Source organism: Stenotrophomonas sp. G106K1, assembly GCF_037969685.1.
In the GTDB taxonomy this organism is placed as follows: domain Bacteria; phylum Pseudomonadota; class Gammaproteobacteria; order Xanthomonadales; family Xanthomonadaceae; genus Stenotrophomonas; species Stenotrophomonas lactitubi.
Window position 1 is genome coordinate 73,460 of the sequence record NZ_JBBPFR010000007.1, and the last position, 16,306, is coordinate 89,765.

Consider the following 16,306-nt stretch of genomic DNA (forward strand, 5'->3'; position numbering starts at 1 on the left):
GTCAGTTGCCCTCCGCACGGATGGTGCGCTGTTCGATACGTTTTTCGGGAGTGGGGTTGTGCACGATGCGGTGCACGTAGATGCCCGGCAGATGCACCTGGTCCGGATCGATGCTGCCGACCGGCACCACCTCCTCCACTTCCACGATGCAGACCTTGCCGGCCATCGCACAGGCCGGGTTGAAGTTGCGCGCGGTCTTGCGGAACACCAGGTTGCCGGCCTCGTCGGCTTTCCAGGCCTTTACCAACGCCACGTCGGCGCGCAGCGCAGTTTCCATCACGTAGTGCTTGCCGTCGAACTCACGGGTTTCCTTGCCTTCGGCCACCACCGTGCCGTAGCCGGTAGCGGTGAAGAACGCCGGAATACCCGCACCGCCGGCACGCAGGCGCTCGGCCAGGGTGCCCTGCGGATTGAATTCCAGCTCCAGTTCGCCGGCCAGGAACTGCCGTTCGAACTCCTTGTTCTCGCCCACGTACGATGAAATCATCTTCTTGATCTGCCTGGTTTCCAGCAGCTGGCCCAGGCCGAAGCCATCCACGCCAGCGTTGTTGGAGATCACGGTCAGGCCCTTGGCGCCACTGTCGCGCAGCGCGGCGATCAGTGCCTCGGGAATACCGCACAGGCCGAAGCCACCCACGGCCAGAACCTGGCCATCAGCGACCACGCCCTGCAGGGCATCCGCCGCAGAGGCGAAACGCTTGCTGCGCATGCCGCTGGAAGTTGATTGCTGCATCTCTACTGCCCTACCCGGTGAGAATGCCGCCATTCTAGCGGCACACCCGACGCCGGCTGGGATGCGCCGCAGCATGAACCGGCATGCCGGGCTGCCAATCCGTAGAATGTCCCCTTTCGCGCTTGCGGTGCCCTTGGCAACGCGTGCTGTAGACGGAGAGGACAGGACGACGCATGGCCGAAGTATTCACCGGAGGGGAACTGTCCCGCTGGCTGGATGCCGGGACGCTGGAAAAGGGCAATGACCACGTGTCGGCAGTGCGCGAGCTGCGCTACCAATCGCCTCTGCTGACCGCGCAGGTCGAGGGTCGACAGGTGTCGATCGATCTGGACGCCAGCGCCCGTACCCCGCACAGCGCCCTGCAGAGTCACTGCACCTGCCCAGCTGGCGGACACTGCGAGCACGTTGCCGCCGTGCTGCTGGCTGCGCTGCAGACCTCACTGGAAGGAGATCCGGGTCCGCTGCGTCCGGCAGCCAATCCCACGCTGCCCACCCTGCCGCTCCAGGCGATGACGCCGATCCTGCATCTGCACAGCATGGAATACCGTCCTGCCTGGCTCACCGAGCGCGATCCTTCGCAGTGGCTCGACGTCGCCACCGTGGCCTTCGAGTACGGCGAGCACGTGCGCTTTCTCGACGACCCGTCGCTGTTCGTCCACGACAGCGAGGGCCAGCTCTACCTGCTGCCGCGTGACCTGGCCGGGGAGGCACGGCGCGAAGCTGAACTGCACAGCGTCCACCTGCACCGCGAGCGGCAACCGCGCGTCGTGCTGGAGGGCGGCGGTCCGTTGTTCGTGCTGCGCAGTTTCGATTGGACCCGCTTCCTGCTGGAGGATGTGCTGCGGCTGGAAGCGCTGGGCTGGAAGATCGAGACCGACGATGCCTTCCGTCATCGCATCACCCGGGTGGAGGAGATCGACCTGGATGTACGGTCGGTGTCCACCGACAACTCCGCGTTCGACCTGGCCCTGACCATCGACATCGATGGCCGCAGCATTGCGCTGGCTCCGCTGTTGCAGGGCGTACTGCAGTCCGATCCGCGCTGGCTGCGCGGCCAGCTGGACGCGATCGGCGATGACGAGAACGTACTGCTGACGACAGCGGACAATGAACGTCTTGCCCTGCGGGCAGCCCGGCTGAAACCGGTGATCGCGCTGCTGGCGGATCTGTTCGGCGACCGCGGGCAACCGCTGCGCCTGCAGGCGCACGACCGCGGACGCCTGCAGGCACTGCAGGACGCCGCGCAGCTGCGACTGCACAGCAGCAACGATACCCGCGCACGCGTGCAGCGCCTGCTGGACGCACCTGCGATGGCCGCAGTCCCAGCGCCCCAGGGCTTGCGCGCGACGCTGCGCAGCTACCAGCTTGAAGGCCTGTCCTGGCTGCAGTACCTGCGCCAGCAGGGCCTCGGCGGCGTGCTGGCCGATGACATGGGCCTGGGCAAGACACTGCAGACCCTGGCCCATCTTCTGGTTGAAAAGCAGAGCGGCCGCCTGGACAAGCCGGCGCTGGTGGTTGTGCCGACGTCGCTGCTGCACAACTGGCAGAGTGAAGCTGCACGCTTCACCCCGGATCTGCGCGTCCTGACCCTGCACGGGCCTGGGCGTGACACGCAGTTCGACGCCATTGCCGCACATGATCTGATACTGACCACCTACCCCCTGCTCTGGCGCGACGAAAACGCGCTGCAGGCGCACTCCTATCACCTGCTGATCCTGGACGAGGCACAGCAGGTGAAGAACCCCAGATCACGTGCAGCGGCCACGCTGCGCACGCTGCTGGCCCGTCATCGACTGTGCCTGACCGGCACCCCGCTGGAAAACCATCTGGGCGAGCTGTGGACGCAGTTCGACTTCCTGCTGCCCGGGCTGCTCGGCAGCGAAAAGCAGTTCAACCAGCACTGGCGCCACCCCATCGAGCGCGGCAGCGACCGCCGGCGTGCACAGCTGCTGGCCCAGCGCTTGCGTCCATTCATCCTGCGCCGACGCAAGGACCAGGTGGCCTCCGAACTTCCGCCGAAGACGGTCATCACCCGCACTGTAGCGATGGAAGGCGGCCAGCGCGAACTGTACGAAACCGTGCGCGCGGCAATGGAAAAGCAGATCCGCGAAGCGATCAACGGCAGTGGGCTGGCGCGCAATCACATCGTGGTACTGGACGCGTTGCTGAAACTGCGCCAGGTCTGCTGCGATCCGCGTCTTCTGCCGGGCCATGCACCCGCGCGCACTGCAGGCTCAGCCAAGCTGGACCTGCTGCGCGAGATGCTGCCGTCCATGGTCGAAGAAGGACGCCGCATCCTGCTGTTCTCGCAGTTCACCGGCATGCTGGCCCTGATTGCGCAGGCATTGGATGCACTGGGCCTGGCCTACGTGACCCTGACCGGCGACACTCAGAACCGGGTCACACCGGTGCAGCGCTTCATGGACGGCGAGGTTCCCGTGTTCCTGATCAGCCTGAAGGCCGGCGGCGTGGGCTTGAATCTGACCGCCGCCGACACCGTCATCCACTTCGATCCGTGGTGGAACCCGGCCGCCGAGAACCAAGCCACCGACCGCGCCCATCGCATCGGCCAGGATCAGCCCGTGTTCGTCTACAAGCTGATCGCCGCGGGCAGCGTCGAGGAACGGATCGCCGAGCTGCAGCAGCGCAAGGCCGAGCTGGCCGACGCGATTCTCGAAGGCGGCAGCAACACCGGCCCCCGCTTCAACGAGGATGATGTGCAGGCGCTGCTGATGCCGTTGCCGGGAGCCCCGCAGAAGTCGCGCAGGGTACTGCGCAGATCCTGAGTTGCAATCCCAGCAACGCAGGCAGACAGGGCTGAAATTCTTCAGGCTGGCGCAATCTCCGCCATTACCCGCTTCAGGCCATCCTGCCACGTCGGCAGCGCGATGCCGAAATCCAGCTGCAGCTTCCGGTTGTCGAGCACCGACCATGCCGGGCGCTGGGCCGGCGTCGGATACTCGGAGCTGGGAATCGCCTCGACGGCCGGCACCTTCGCCAACACGCCGGTAGCCAGCGCTTCGGCGAAGATCGCTTCGGCGAAACCATGCCAGCTGGTCTGGCCACTGGCCGTCAGATGCCAGGTACCGGACAACGATCCCGGATGCTGCAGCGCCTGCACGGTGACATCCGCGATCACTGCCGCTGGCGTCGGCGTACCGATCTGGTCGACCACCACCCGCAGCTGATCGCGTTCGGCACCCATGCGCAGCATCGTGCGCAGGAAGTTCGCACCATGCGAGGCATATACCCACGCAGTGCGGAAGATCAGGTGGCGGCCACCCGCCGCACGCACCGCGTCCTCCCCATCGCGCTTGCTGTTGCCGTAGACACCCAGCGGCGCGGTCGGCTCATCCTCGCGATAGGGCGTGCTGCCCTGACCATCGAAAACATAGTCGGTGGAGTAATGCACGAACGGCACGTCGTGGGCCGCACACCAGCGCGCGATCATGCCGGGTGCCTGTGTATTGGCGACGAAGGCAGCCTGCGCGTCCTGCTCTGCGCGATCGACAGCGGTGTACGCGGCCGCGTTGACCACGACCGACGGCTGCAGGCGATCAAGCAATGCTGGCAGGCTGTCGAGCTGGCTGAAGTCAGCCACTTCGCAGGCACTGCCATCGGGAAGCTGGCCACTACGGGTCGTCGCAATCAACGGGCCCAGCGGGGCCAGCGCACGCAGCAGTTCCTGGCCGAGCTGGCCGTTGCCACCGAACACCAGCATGCTCATGGCATGTACACCGGCAGGCGATCTTCGGTGATGTCCTTCAGGAACGGTGCGTTCTCGTCCTTGGCTGAAAGCGTCGGGGCGCTGACCGGCCAGTCCACGGCGATGTCGGCATCGTTCCAGCGCACGCCAGCGTCCACTTCCTTCACGTAGACATCGGTGCACAGATAGTGGAACAACGCCGTATCGGACAGCACGGCAAAGCCGTGCGCGAATCCTTCCGGAATCCAGAACTGTCGCTTGTTCCGCGCACTCAGGACCACCGCCTCCCACTGACCAAAGGTCGGCGAGCCGCGGCGGATATCCACGGCTACGTCATAGACCTCGCCTTCCAGCACGCTGACCAGCTTGCCCTGCGGTCGCGGCCACTGGTAATGCAGCCCCCGCAGCACGCCCTTGCTGGACGAGGAAACATTGCTTTGCACGAAACGATCCGGCAGCCCCAACCCACCAAATCGAGCAGCATTCCAGCCCTCGAAGAAGAAGCCGCGCTCGTCTCCGAACACAGCCGGTTCGATCACTACGCAACCGGGCAACTTGGTTTCAATCACTTTCACGGAACGACTCCACGCAGGGCGAGCTTGTGCAGGTACTGGCCGTAGCCATTCTTGATCAGCGGTGCAGCCAGTGCTTCCAGCTGCTCGGCGGTGATCCAGCCTTGGCCGAAGGCGATTTCCTCGGGGCAGCAGACCTGCAGGCCCTGACGGGTCTGGATCGTCTCGATGAAGTTGGACGCTTCCAGCAGCGACTGGTGGGTGCCGGTATCAAGCCAGGCATAGCCACGGCCCAGCGGCTCCAGATGCAGGTTGCCTTCGCGCAGGTAGCGCTGGTTCAGATCGGTTATCTCCAGCTCGCCGCGCGGCGAAGGCTTCAACTCCGCTGCGTGGTGACTGGCGTTGCCATCGTAGAAGTACAGACCGGTCACCGCGTAGTTGGAACGCGGATTCTCAGGCTTCTCGACCAGATCGATCACCTTGCCGGACTTATCGAACTCGGCCACGCCGTAACGCTCCGGATCGTTGACCCAGTAGCCGAACACGGTTGAACCATCCACGCGTTCGTCGGCGTGCTTGAGCACTTCGCGCAGGCCATGGCCATGGAAAATGTTGTCACCCAGCACCAGGCAGCTCGGCTTGCCGGCCACGAAGTCCTTGCCGATCAGATAGGCCTGCGCCAGACCATCGGGGCTGGGCTGCACCGCGTACTGGATGTCCATGCCCCACTGCGAACCGTCACCCAGCAGTTGCTGGAACAAGGCCTGTTCGTGCGGGGTATTGATGATCAGTACTTCACGGATGCCCGCCAGCATCAGCACGCTCAGCGGGTAATAGATCATCGGCTTGTCATACACCGGCAGCAGCTGCTTGCTGACGCCCTTGGTAATCGGGTACAGCCGGGTGCCGGAGCCGCCGGCGAGGATGATGCCCTTGCGTTGGGTCATGTCGTGTCCTTGGTTCAGGCTGCGGTGCCGATGCGCTGCAGGCGGTAGCTGCCGTCGAGCACGCCGTTCACCCATTCCTGGTTGTCCAGGTACCAGTCGACGGTGAAGCCGATGCCCTGTTCAAACGTGTAGGCCGGCTCCCAGCCCAGGTCGTTCTTCAGCTTGGAGGCGTCGATCGCGTAGCGGCGGTCATGGCCCGGGCGGTCGGCCACGTAGGTGATCTGGCTGCTGCGCGGCTGGCCGTCCGCACGCGGGCGGCGCTGGTCCAGCAATGCACAGATCGCCTGCACCACTTCAATGTTCTGCTTTTCCGAATTGCCACCGACGTTGTAGGTCTCACCCACCTTGCCCTTGGCCAGCACGGTGCGGATCGCCTCGCAGTGGTCGGTCACGAACAGCCAGTCGCGCACCTGCTTGCCATCGCCGTACACCGGCAGCGGCTCGCCGGCCAGCGCCTTGGCGATCACCAGCGGGATCAGCTTCTCCGGGAAGTGGTACGGACCATAGTTGTTCGAGCAGTTGGTGGTCAGCACCGGCAGCCCATAGGTATGGTGGAACGCACGGACCAGGTGGTCCGAGGCGGCCTTGGACGCCGAGTACGGCGAGTTCGGTGCATACGGGGTGGTTTCGCTGAACTTGCCGGTCTCGCCCAGGGTGCCGTACACCTCGTCGGTGGAGACATGCAGGAAGCGGAAGGCCGCGCCCTTGTCGGCAGGCAGCGTCTTCCAGTAGTCGCGCACGCTCTCGAGCAGACCAAGGGTACCCACCACATTGGTCTGGATGAATGCGCCAGGGCCATCGATCGAACGGTCGACATGGCTTTCGGCGGCGAAATTCAGCACGGCATCGGGCTGGTGCTCTGCCAGCAGCCGCGCGACCAGCGCGCGGTCTCCGATATCACCCTGTACGAATACGTGGTCCGGGTTGCCGTCGAGCGGTGCCAGGGTTTTCAGGTTACCCGCGTAGGTCAGCGCATCGAGGTTCACCACGCGTACGCCCCGGGCGACCGCCTCGAGCACGAAATTTCCGCCAATGAATCCGGCTCCGCCGGTAACAAGCCATGTGGGCACTACCCGTTCTCCTGTTCGGTTTGGTCCATCGGGCAGCCCGCTGGCGGCCCGACATCAGCCGGGAAGCATACAACGGCTGTGTGGAGGGCACTTGGCAAGCATGAACGCGCTACTCAGCGGGTGACCTGCAACATCCAGACCTTGATGTCGGCCGGGAGCAGGCGCATTGGCGGACTGGCCACTGTGAGCACAGCGGCCACCAGGCCGGCCTTGACCGGCGAGACGCTCCGGTCTGTCCGTATCCGGGCGTAAAGACCGTGCGTGCTGATCGACGGCAGTGAGCGAACCGCCGAGAGCCCCAAGCCGACATGGCCGGCGATGGCCTGCATGCTGGCATCATCCAGATAGTGCACGTGCGGCGACGGAAAGCCCTTTTGCCACATGCGATCAAATGTTCCGGGGAGGCCAAGCCTTGCCATCACCCTGGATATCCGGTAGAGCACGCCTGTCCTGGCCGGAGCATTGACCACCACCCAGCCACCGGGCTGCAGATGACGCACGCACGCGCGCAATGCCGCGCCGATGTCAGGAATGTGCTCAAGCACGTCGTTGAACACGATCACATCGAAGCGCTCATCAGAGGCGAGCACGTCAGGGAAGAAGCCCTTCCGCACTGGCAGGCCACGCGCGACCGCCATATCGGCAACGCGCGAATCGGGCTCGATCCCGGTGACATCGAAATCATCCCGGCCCGCTTCGAGGAACCATCCATGCGCGCAGCCAACATCCAGCAGGCGGGGGCGCCCGCCCCCTGCGGCAGTGACCCGCGCCGCCAGGTCGGCCTCCAATGCCTCGAAGTTCCGCTTGCGCAGGTGGCCAAGACCCTCCTCGCGAATCGCTTCATCGACCACCTCCGTAACGCCGTGAACATCGATGTCCACGCTCAGCGTGCTGCCTTCGTAGCTGCATTGGCCGCAGGCACGATGCCAATCCTGCAGGCCCGTGCCAAGGAGCTGGTGGCAGGCAGGGCATTGCTGGCCCACCTGGATCGTTGCGATGTCCATGTTCGTCATTCCGTTTCCGTGTAGCTGCGTGCGCGCCGAAGCCGCGCAGTCTGTCTGTCTGAATGAAAGGCCTGGGTGCTACTAACGCTGGCCCCAAGAAGAAATCACTACGCCCACCAGGATGACAGCGCCCCCCATCCAGGTCTGTGGCCGGATGGGCTCGTGCAGCAGCAACAATGCGAAGGCGGGGACCAGCAGGAACGAGAGACCGTAGAAGGGGAATGCCAGCGACAGCGGCACCCGCGCCAGTACGGCCAGCCAAAGCAGCGTTGCAGCGCCGTAGATGAACAGCGCGATGATGAATGTGCCCGACAGGAAGCTTGCCGGCCGTGCGAAGGACAGGTGCGCCGACGCTTGCTTGAACAGCACCTGCCCGCAGGCCAGCATGGCCAGGGTCACCAGGATCATCGCAATTACAGGGGGCGTAAGGCCAGCATCGGAGCGAGGCATCGAAGATCCTGTTGGTGGGCGCGTGAAGGCAGGTCGGAGCATACAACGCAGGGCAGCACCATACGCATTCGCATGGTGGCTCGCGGACAGTTAGAATCGCTGTCCCACCCCCCGAACCGGCAGCTACTTCAGGGCCGGACGTTTCCCGCACTATCAAGGATCCCGCACCAGATGAAAATCCTCGTCGCGTACAAGCGCGTGGTGGACTACAACGTCCGCATTCAGGTCAAGCCGGACGGTTCCGGCGTGGTTACCGACGGCGTCAAGCTGTCCCCCAACCCTTTCGATGAGATCGCCCTGGAAGAGGCTCTGCGTCTGCGTGACAAGGGCATCGCCACCGAGGTCGTGGTCGCCACCATCGCCCCGGCCGACGCCCAGGCGCACCTGCGCAATGGCCTGGCCATGGGTGCAAACCGTGCGATTCACGTCGTCACCGACCAGGCCATCCAGCCGCTGACCGGCGCGCGCACCCTGCTCAAGCTGGTCGAGAAGGAGCAGCCCGATCTGGTGATCCTGGGCAAGCAGGCCATCGACGACGATGCCAACCAGACCGGCCAGATGCTGGCCACGCTCTGGGGCCGCCCGCAGGCGACCTTCGCCAGCAAGCTCGAGATTGCCGATGGCAAGGCCACGGTCACCCGTGAAGTCGACGCCGGCCTGGAAACGCTGGAAGTGGATCTGCCGGCGGTGGTCACCACCGACCTGCGCCTGAACGAGCCGCGCTTCATCAAGCTGCCGGACATCATGAAGGCCAAGGCCAAGCCGCTGGAAACCCTGCAGCTGGCCGATCTGGGCGTTGAAGCTGCCGACACCTTCAAGACCACCCAGTACGCCGCGCCGTCCAAGCGCAGCAAGGGTGTGATGGTCAAGGACGCGGCCGAACTGGTTGCCGCACTCAAGCAGAAGGGGCTGCTGTAATGAGCAAGATTCTCGTCATCGCCGAGCACCACGACGGCAAGCTCAACGCCGCCACCGCCAAGACCGTCAGCGCTGCTGCAGCCATTTCCGGCGCCAGCATTGACGTGCTGGTGCTGGCCGCCGACCCGACCGCCGTTGCGGCTGAAGCGGCCAAGATTGCCGGCGTCGCCAAGGTCCTGACCGTGGCCAACGCCGCCAACGCTCAGGCCCTGGCCCAGGTGCTGGCCCCGCAGATCGCGCAGCTGGCCAAGGGCTACACCCACGTGTTCGGCCCGTCGACCACCTTCGGCAAGGACCTGATGCCGTGTGTGGCCGCCCTGCTCGGCGTCAACCAGGTTTCGGACCTGATGGCCGTCGAAGGCAGCCACACCTTCAAGCGCCCGATCTACGCCGGCAACGCGATCATCACCGTGGAAGCACCGGCCGAGCAGATCGTGGTCGCCACCGTGCGTGCCGCGTCGTGGCCGGAAGCCGCTCAGGGTGGCAGTGCCTCTGTTGAAGCCGCCAGCGTCGATGCGGCCCTGCCGAGCCACACCCGTTTCGTCGGCCTGGCCGCCGGCGCCAGCGACCGCCCGGACCTGCAGAGCGCCAAGCGCGTGGTCTCCGGTGGCCGTGGCGTCGGTTCGGAAGAGAACTTCAAGGTCATCTTCCAGCTGGCCGACAAGCTCGGTGCCGCCGTCGGTGCCTCGCGCGCTGCGGTCGATGCCGGCTACGTGCCGAGCGACCTGCAGGTCGGCCAGACCGGCAAGATCATTTCGCCGGAGCTGTATGTGGCCGTGGGTATCAGTGGTGCCATCCAGCACCTGACCGGCATCAAGGACGCCGGCACGATCGTGGCGATCAACAAGGACCCGGATTCGCCGATCTTCGAGATCGCCGACATCGGCCTGGTGGGCGATCTGTTCACCCTGCTGCCGGAGTTGGAAGCGGCACTGTAAACGCAATGTGAACCAAACGCCGTGCAGCTCAGCGCTGCACGGCTTTATGCTGTCTGGAAAAGCGACATGATCCTCAGAATGCTGTCGCTATAATCGGCGGTCACCCCTGTAAGGATTGCATTGATGACGCTCCCCTGTTTCAAGGCATACGACATTCGCGGCCGCGTACCGGAAGAACTGGACGCCGCCCTGGCCGAGCGTATTGGCGCCGGCACCGCGTCCCTGCTGGGACCCGGCCCTGTCGTGCTGGGACGCGACATCCGCCTGAGCAGCCCGGAACTGCAGGCCGCGCTGGAAAAAGGCTTCACCGGCTCCGGCCGGGACGTGATCGACATTGGCCTGTGCGGCACCGAAGAGGTCTACTTCCAGACCTTCCATCGGAAAGCGGCCGGCGGCGTCATGGTGACCGCCAGTCACAACCCGATGGGCTACAACGGAATGAAGCTGGTGCGCGAGCACGCGCGCCCGATCAGCGGCGACACCGGCCTGTTTGATGTCCGCGACTTCGCCGCAGGCAACGCACCGCTGCCCTCGGGGGAGGGGCAGGTGCGCAGCGATACCGACAAAGCCGCCTACATCCAGCACCTGCTGGGGTATGTGGACGTGAGCCAGCTCAAGCCCCTGAAGATCGTGGTCAATGCCGGCAACGGTGGCGCCGGACTGGTGATCGACGAACTGGCGCCGCACCTGCCGTTCGAATTCATCCGTATCCAGCATGAGCCCGACGGCTCGTTCCCGAACGGCATCCCCAACCCGCTGCTGCCGGAAAACCGCGCCGCCACCGCCGATGCGGTGCGTGCCCACGGTGCCGATTTCGGTATCGCCTGGGACGGCGATTTCGACCGCTGCTTCTTCTTCGACAGCCACGGCGAGTTCATCGAAGGCTATTACCTGGTGGGGCTGCTGGCCGTGGCGCTGCTCAAGCGTACGCCCGGTGGCAAGATCATCCATGACCCGCGCCTGACGTGGAACACCGTGGAAATGGTCGAACAGGCCGGCGGTATGCCGATCATGAGCAAGACCGGCCATGCGTTCATCAAGGAGCGCATGCGCGCCGAAGATGCGATCTACGGCGGCGAAATGAGCGCCCATCATTACTTCCGCAATTTCGCGTACTGCGATTCCGGCATGATCCCGTGGCTGCTGATTGCCGAACTGGTCTCGCAGACCGGTACCGCCTTGGGCGACCTGGTCGCCGACCGCATGCAGGCCTTCCCCTGCAGCGGCGAAATCAACTTCCGCGTCGAGGACGCCAGGGCCACCGTAGCCCGGGTGCTGGCGCACTACACCGCACAGGACCCGGCGCTGGACCACACCGACGGCGTCAGCGTCGAATTCGCCACCTGGCGCTTCAACCTGCGCAGTTCCAACACCGAACCGCTGCTGCGGCTGAATGTCGAAACCCGGGGCGATGCCGCGCTGCTGCGCGCCCGGACCGAAGAGCTGACCGCCCTGATCGGCGGCCAAGCCCCCCAACACTGATTCAGGATGATCTTCATGTTGCCCATTCTTCCCGTCATCCTCTCCGGTGGCTCCGGCACGCGCCTGTGGCCGCTGTCGCGCGAGGCGTACCCCAAGCAGTTCCTGCCGCTGGTAGGCGACGCCACGATGCTGCAGGCGACCTGGAACCGGGTCGCCGCCATCGCCGGCAAGGCGCCGATCATCGTGGCCAACCAGGAGCATCGCTTCATGGCCGCCGAGCAGCTGCGCGAATGCAGCGTGACGCCGCAGGCGCTGATCCTGGAGCCGATCGGGCGCAATACCGCACCGGCCATTGCCATTGCCGCGCTGCAGGCGCTGGCATCGGGCGAAGACGCGCTGCTGCTGGTGCTGCCGTCCGACCACGTCGTTCGCGATGACGCCGCGTTCCACACCGCCGTGGGCCAGGCCGCGATCGCGGCCGACGCCGGAAAGCTGGTGACCTTCGGCATCGTGCCGACCGCGCCGGAAACCGGCTATGGCTACATCAAGGCGCAGGCCGGCGCGGGCGTGCGCGGCGTCGACCGTTTCGTGGAAAAGCCCGACCTGGCCACGGCCGAGCAGTACGTGGCATCGGGCGAATACTACTGGAACAGCGGCATGTTCCTGTTCAAGGCCTCACGCTACCTGCAGGAACTGGAAGCGCTGCAGCCGGCCATCCTGGCTGCCTGCCGGGCCGCCCTGGAGAAGGCGTCGCGTGACAGTGATTTCATCCGTCTGGATGCCGACGCGTTCGCGGCCAGCCCCAGCGATTCGATCGATTACGCGGTGATGGAAAAGACCGCCGATGCGGCCGTGGTGCCGCTGGATGCCGGCTGGAATGATGTCGGCTCGTGGTCGGCCCTGTGGGAAGTGTCGGATAAGGATGCCAGTGGCAACGCCTGGCACGGCGACGTGATCGCGCTGGACTGCAACAACAGCTATGCATACGGCAACCGCCTGATTGCGATGGTCGGCTTGGACGATGTGGTCGTAGTGGAAACCGACGACGCCGTGTTCGTGGGTCATAAGGACCGCGTGCAGGACGTCAAGGAGATCGTGGGTCGGATCAAGCGGGATGGGCGCAGCGAAGCGGCCGCGCATCGCAAGGTGTACCGCCCGTGGGGCGCCTACGATTCGATCGACAACGGCGCGCGCTTCCAGGTCAAGCGCATCACGGTCAAGCCCGGCGCGACGCTGAGCCTGCAGATGCACCACCACCGCGCCGAACACTGGATCGTGGTCAGCGGCACGGCCGAAGTCACCCGTGGCGAGGACGTGATCCTGCTCACCGAGAACCAGAGCACCTACATCCCGCTGGGCGTGACCCACCGCCTGAAGAACCCCGGCAAGCTGCCACTGGAGCTGATCGAAGTGCAGTCCGGCAGTTACCTCGGCGAAGACGACATCGTGCGATTCGAAGATCAGTACGGGCGCGCCCCAGCCTGATCTTCGCGTACACGCGCCCTATCGTTCGCGGTAGGGCGCGGTGCGTTCGGCGAACACCTCATAGCTGGGTCCGCCCCGTCGCTCGTACAGCAGCGGGCCTGGATGGGGCCGCTGCGCGGTACGGCCGGCCTGCACCGGCTGCAGCACGAAGGGGTAGCGGCTGAAGGCGAGCTTCAATGCGTAGAAGGGCAGCAGGCCCACGAAGCTCTTCCACTGCGATCGAAAACCGAAGCATGCGGTGATGTAGCGCACGCGCTGTCCCGCACTCACGGCAATGGTCTGGTGCGGTCCATTGGCCGGCAGCGGCGAGAGCACGCGGAACACCGGCCCGGGCAGTTTGTCTCCTTGGTACAGGGTGTACTGCAGCACCTCGCCTCCGCTTTCGGCAGCCAATGCGAGCCCGGCCAGATGCGAAGCATCATGATCGGGGTGGCCACCCTCCCATGCCGGTACCACGATGTGGCTGGGCGCAAGTGCGCGATAACGCGCACGCAGGACCTCGATCACCTCGTCCAGGCGATTCCACAGATCGCCGTCGGCGAACCCGTGCTCGCCGCCGAGAAAATGCATGGCGTCCAGCGGCACGCCCATCGCGGACAGGACGTGTTCGCTTTCACGCTGGCGGCGGCCGATGTCCTGCCCGCCCCAGCCACCATCGGTCATCCATACGCAGCGCACCGGGCGACCATCCGCCAATGCGCGTTCGATCCACGGGAACACACCGAACTCATCATCCGGATGCGCCAGCAGGAACACCACCGGGCCAGTATCAGAACGCATCGAAGTCCAATACGCTGAACAGCACGGCATCGGTGGCGGGCACCTGCGTACGCCCATCCAGGGTGCGGAAGATCAGGTTCAAGGGGCTGCTGCGCAGCCGGGCCGGCAGCTCGAACCAGGCGCCCTTCAGCGCCCCCATCGAGCGCGGCACCATGCCCAGGTGCAGGCGCATGCCCAGCCCGGACGAGCCGTATCCGAGCCCTTCCAGCGCCTCGGGAAGCGCAGCGAACGCCGACAGCAGCGGCTTGCCGGTTGGCGCATGGGCAAGGGTTCCGCCCGCGCTCGATCGAGCCAGCCGGTAGCCACGGTGCGGATTGGCGCACCTCCACTGCAGCGAGGCGCGGTCCCAGTCCCGGCGGAACTGCACGTCCCCCAGGGCAGACGAGGCCCGCTCCGGCAGCAGCGCGCCGACGCCAACCTTGGCGTCCAGCGGCCCCACCAGGGTGAAGCCGAGCTTGCGCAGGAAGCCGGGGGTGGAATTGGCGTTGGCCACGCCATACACGGCGGCCATGCCCTGCTCGTCGCCCGCCGCGTACGTGCCCTCAGCGAGTTTGGTGAACAGCCCCTGCCCTTGATAATCGGGATCGGTCGCCGTATTCAGCGACAGCATGACCCGGCAGGCCTGACCGCCCACGATCGCTGCCACCGGGATGCAGGCGTAATGCGCGGCCAAGCGATCGCCGTCCCACGCATCCAGGCCGATCACCGGGCCGGCCGGATTGCGCACATACAGCCACTCCAGGTAGGCCGCGTCCAGGTGCGTGGCCTGTGGAAAGCACTTGGCGAAAATCGACTGGTAATGGCGAAGCAGTTCCGGTGCCGTACCGGCGGGGCGGATGTCCAAGAGCGTCTCCAGGGCAATTCAAAGGGTAGCACACGCATACCGGTAACCCCCCGGCGACGCGACGCGCTTCTGCCCCGAACTATAGCCTGCGCGGCACCAGCAGGGCAGTAAGCGGGCGCCGTGGTACCGACGCGATGTCGTAGCCCAGGAAGGCCAGCAGGAACTGCAGGCCGGAAACAGCGGCCACCGTGGCGATCATCACCGTGCCCAGCGGGGTGGACACGCCGTCCTGGGCCGAGTGCCACCAGTGCCAGCCACCGAAGGTGGCCGCCAGCAGCAGCAGGCCCAGCGCAGCGACCAGCTCGAAGGATGCCAACGACAGGTCACGCAGGAAGTAGTTGTAGCCGATCCGCTTGAAGGTGTTGCGCGCGTGCTTGAAGGCGAATTCACCGAGGATCTTGCCGACCTTCAGTCCGCTTTCCTCATCGCCGTAACGTGCGTCCATCGGAATATCGACCACCACCGCGCGCATGGTGTTGAGGCGGAACAGAATGTCCGTCTCGAAGAAATAACGGCGGCTGATCTGGTCCATGGGCAGGTGGCTGGCCACAGAGGTGCTGATGGCGGTGTAGCCGTTGGTGGGATCGAACAGATCCCAGTAGCCGGTGGAGGCCTTGGACATGAAGCTCAGGCCAAGGTTGCCGATCCGGCGCAGCGGCGGCATCTGCTTGATCTGGCGCAGATCCCAGAAGCGGTTGCCCTTGGTGTAGTCGGCTTCGCCGCGCAGGATGGGTGCGACGAACTGCGGCAGCAGCGTCGGGTCCATCTGGCCATCGCCATCGACCTTCACCACCACCGACGCTCCGTCGATGATCGCCTGTCGATAGCCAGTCATCACCGCGCCGCCCACGCCCTGGTTGACGGCGTGGCGCAGCACGCGCACGCGGGGATCGGTGACGTTGGCCTCGATGAAATCGCCACTCCGTTCCGGGCACGCGTCGTCGACGCAGTAGATTAGTGCTACTTCGCTGCCGATCGCCGCGACCACGCCGGCAATGTGCCTGGTCACCTTGTAGCTAGGAATCACGACGGCGATGCGGGACGGTGCGGAAGGAGAATTCATCGATAAATCCAATGCTTTGAAATGAAGAAGCTCAGCAGGGCAAGCGCGGCGTCGCCGGCGGGCTTGACCAGCCATGCCCAGCCCAGGCCCGCCTTGTGCCCGACGATCCACACGATCGCTGAACTCAATACGCTCATCACGATCCAGGTGACCACAAACCGGATCATCTGGTTCCGGCCAAGCCCGCTGCCGCCGGCGAAAGTGTACTTGCCGTTGAGCCAGTACCCGAACGCGGCACCGCCTGCCCGGGACACCAGGTTGGACGGTACCACCCCCAAGCCGGCCCAGGACAAGGCGACGAAGAGTGCCCAGTCGACCACCAGCTGGATGCCACCCACGAGGCCAAACCTGCCCATCTCCCCGGCCAGTGACCTGAGCGTCTTGACGCTCAGTCGCTGCGACCAGCTGCGCCATTGTGCGATCTCAACGACCAT

16 protein-coding genes are annotated in these 16,306 nt (G+C 65.2%); 5 read left to right on the plus strand and 11 right to left on the minus strand.

Annotation, left to right across the window (positions count from 1 at the left end; genetic code table 11):
- Nucleotide 1: 1 nt before the first annotated feature.
- Nucleotides 2–733: a CoA transferase subunit A gene (locus tag WKB25_RS08985; RefSeq protein WP_340570040.1), complete on the minus strand. Its 732-nt coding sequence runs from the start codon at nucleotides 731–733 to the stop codon at nucleotides 2–4.
- Nucleotides 734–906: 173 nt separating this feature from the next.
- Between WKB25_RS08985 and WKB25_RS08990 the strand changes: the two genes are divergently transcribed.
- Entirely contained in the window at nucleotides 907–3,519 is a 2,613-nt protein-coding gene (locus tag WKB25_RS08990; RefSeq protein WP_340570041.1) for a DEAD/DEAH box helicase, read from the plus strand.
- A gap of 41 nt (nucleotides 3,520–3,560) precedes the next feature.
- On the opposite strand, the gene rfbD is transcribed toward WKB25_RS08990, so the two are convergent.
- From rfbD to WKB25_RS09020, 6 genes are all read right to left on the minus strand, one after another.
- Nucleotides 3,561–4,460, minus strand: a complete 900-nt coding sequence (rfbD, locus tag WKB25_RS08995) for a dTDP-4-dehydrorhamnose reductase (RefSeq protein ID WP_340570043.1) — start codon at nucleotides 4,458–4,460, stop codon at nucleotides 3,561–3,563.
- A complete protein-coding gene (rfbC, locus tag WKB25_RS09000) occupies nucleotides 4,457–5,014 on the minus strand; it encodes a dTDP-4-dehydrorhamnose 3,5-epimerase (protein ID WP_340570044.1) in 558 nt (185 codons plus the stop codon). The genes rfbD and rfbC overlap by 4 nt, the downstream gene beginning before the upstream one ends.
- Nucleotides 5,011–5,898: a glucose-1-phosphate thymidylyltransferase RfbA gene (gene rfbA / locus WKB25_RS09005; RefSeq protein WP_340570045.1), complete on the minus strand. Its 888-nt coding sequence runs from the start codon at nucleotides 5,896–5,898 to the stop codon at nucleotides 5,011–5,013. The genes rfbC and rfbA overlap by 4 nt, the downstream gene beginning before the upstream one ends.
- 14 nt (nucleotides 5,899–5,912) lie before the next feature.
- Complete coding sequence (gene rfbB, locus WKB25_RS09010; RefSeq protein WP_340570046.1) at nucleotides 5,913–6,968, minus strand: dTDP-glucose 4,6-dehydratase; 1,056 nt, start codon at nucleotides 6,966–6,968, stop codon at nucleotides 5,913–5,915.
- 113 nt (nucleotides 6,969–7,081) lie between these two features.
- Nucleotides 7,082–7,972, minus strand: a complete 891-nt coding sequence (locus tag WKB25_RS09015) for a class I SAM-dependent methyltransferase (protein ID WP_340570047.1) — start codon at nucleotides 7,970–7,972, stop codon at nucleotides 7,082–7,084.
- 81 nt (nucleotides 7,973–8,053) lie between these two features.
- Entirely contained in the window at nucleotides 8,054–8,380 is a 327-nt protein-coding gene (locus WKB25_RS09020) for an EamA family transporter (RefSeq protein ID WP_340570048.1), read from the minus strand.
- A gap of 213 nt (nucleotides 8,381–8,593) precedes the next feature.
- On the opposite strand from WKB25_RS09020, the gene WKB25_RS09025 reads away from it, so the two are divergent.
- The 4 genes from WKB25_RS09025 to WKB25_RS09040 all read left to right on the plus strand — a co-directional run bounded on the left by WKB25_RS09025 (nucleotide 8,594) and on the right by WKB25_RS09040 (nucleotide 13,185).
- Entirely contained in the window at nucleotides 8,594–9,340 is a 747-nt protein-coding gene (locus WKB25_RS09025; protein WP_340570049.1) for an electron transfer flavoprotein subunit beta/FixA family protein, read from the plus strand.
- Nucleotides 9,340–10,278, plus strand: coding sequence for an electron transfer flavoprotein subunit alpha/FixB family protein (locus WKB25_RS09030; RefSeq protein ID WP_340570050.1), 939 nt, complete (start codon nucleotides 9,340–9,342; stop codon nucleotides 10,276–10,278). Before WKB25_RS09025 ends, WKB25_RS09030 begins: the two co-directional genes overlap by 1 nt.
- A 123-nt stretch (nucleotides 10,279–10,401) precedes the next feature.
- Nucleotides 10,402–11,760, plus strand: coding sequence for a phosphomannomutase (locus tag WKB25_RS09035; RefSeq protein WP_340570051.1), 1,359 nt, complete (start codon nucleotides 10,402–10,404; stop codon nucleotides 11,758–11,760).
- 15 nt (nucleotides 11,761–11,775) lie between these two features.
- Nucleotides 11,776–13,185 carry a mannose-1-phosphate guanylyltransferase/mannose-6-phosphate isomerase gene (locus WKB25_RS09040; protein ID WP_340570052.1) on the plus strand — a complete coding sequence of 470 codons (1,410 nt, stop codon included), beginning with the start codon at nucleotides 11,776–11,778 and terminating at the stop codon, nucleotides 13,183–13,185.
- Nucleotides 13,186–13,203: 18 nt separating this feature from the next.
- Here the strand turns inward: WKB25_RS09040 and WKB25_RS09045 are convergent, their stop codons facing one another.
- The 4 genes from WKB25_RS09045 to WKB25_RS09060 all read right to left on the minus strand — a co-directional run bounded on the left by WKB25_RS09045 (nucleotide 13,204) and on the right by WKB25_RS09060 (nucleotide 16,306).
- The gene (locus WKB25_RS09045; RefSeq protein WP_340570053.1) at nucleotides 13,204–13,965 is read right to left on the minus strand and encodes a PIG-L family deacetylase; all 762 of its coding nucleotides are present in this window, start codon (nucleotides 13,963–13,965) and stop codon (nucleotides 13,204–13,206) included.
- Complete coding sequence (locus WKB25_RS09050) at nucleotides 13,955–14,809, minus strand: GNAT family N-acetyltransferase (protein ID WP_340570054.1); 855 nt, start codon at nucleotides 14,807–14,809, stop codon at nucleotides 13,955–13,957. The genes WKB25_RS09045 and WKB25_RS09050 overlap by 11 nt, the downstream gene beginning before the upstream one ends.
- A gap of 79 nt (nucleotides 14,810–14,888) precedes the next feature.
- Entirely contained in the window at nucleotides 14,889–15,872 is a 984-nt protein-coding gene (locus tag WKB25_RS09055; protein WP_340570055.1) for a glycosyltransferase family 2 protein, read from the minus strand.
- Nucleotides 15,869–16,306 (minus strand): GtrA family protein, encoded by a 438-nt coding sequence (locus WKB25_RS09060; RefSeq protein ID WP_340570056.1) that lies wholly within the window; start codon nucleotides 16,304–16,306, stop codon nucleotides 15,869–15,871. Before WKB25_RS09060 ends, WKB25_RS09055 begins: the two co-directional genes overlap by 4 nt.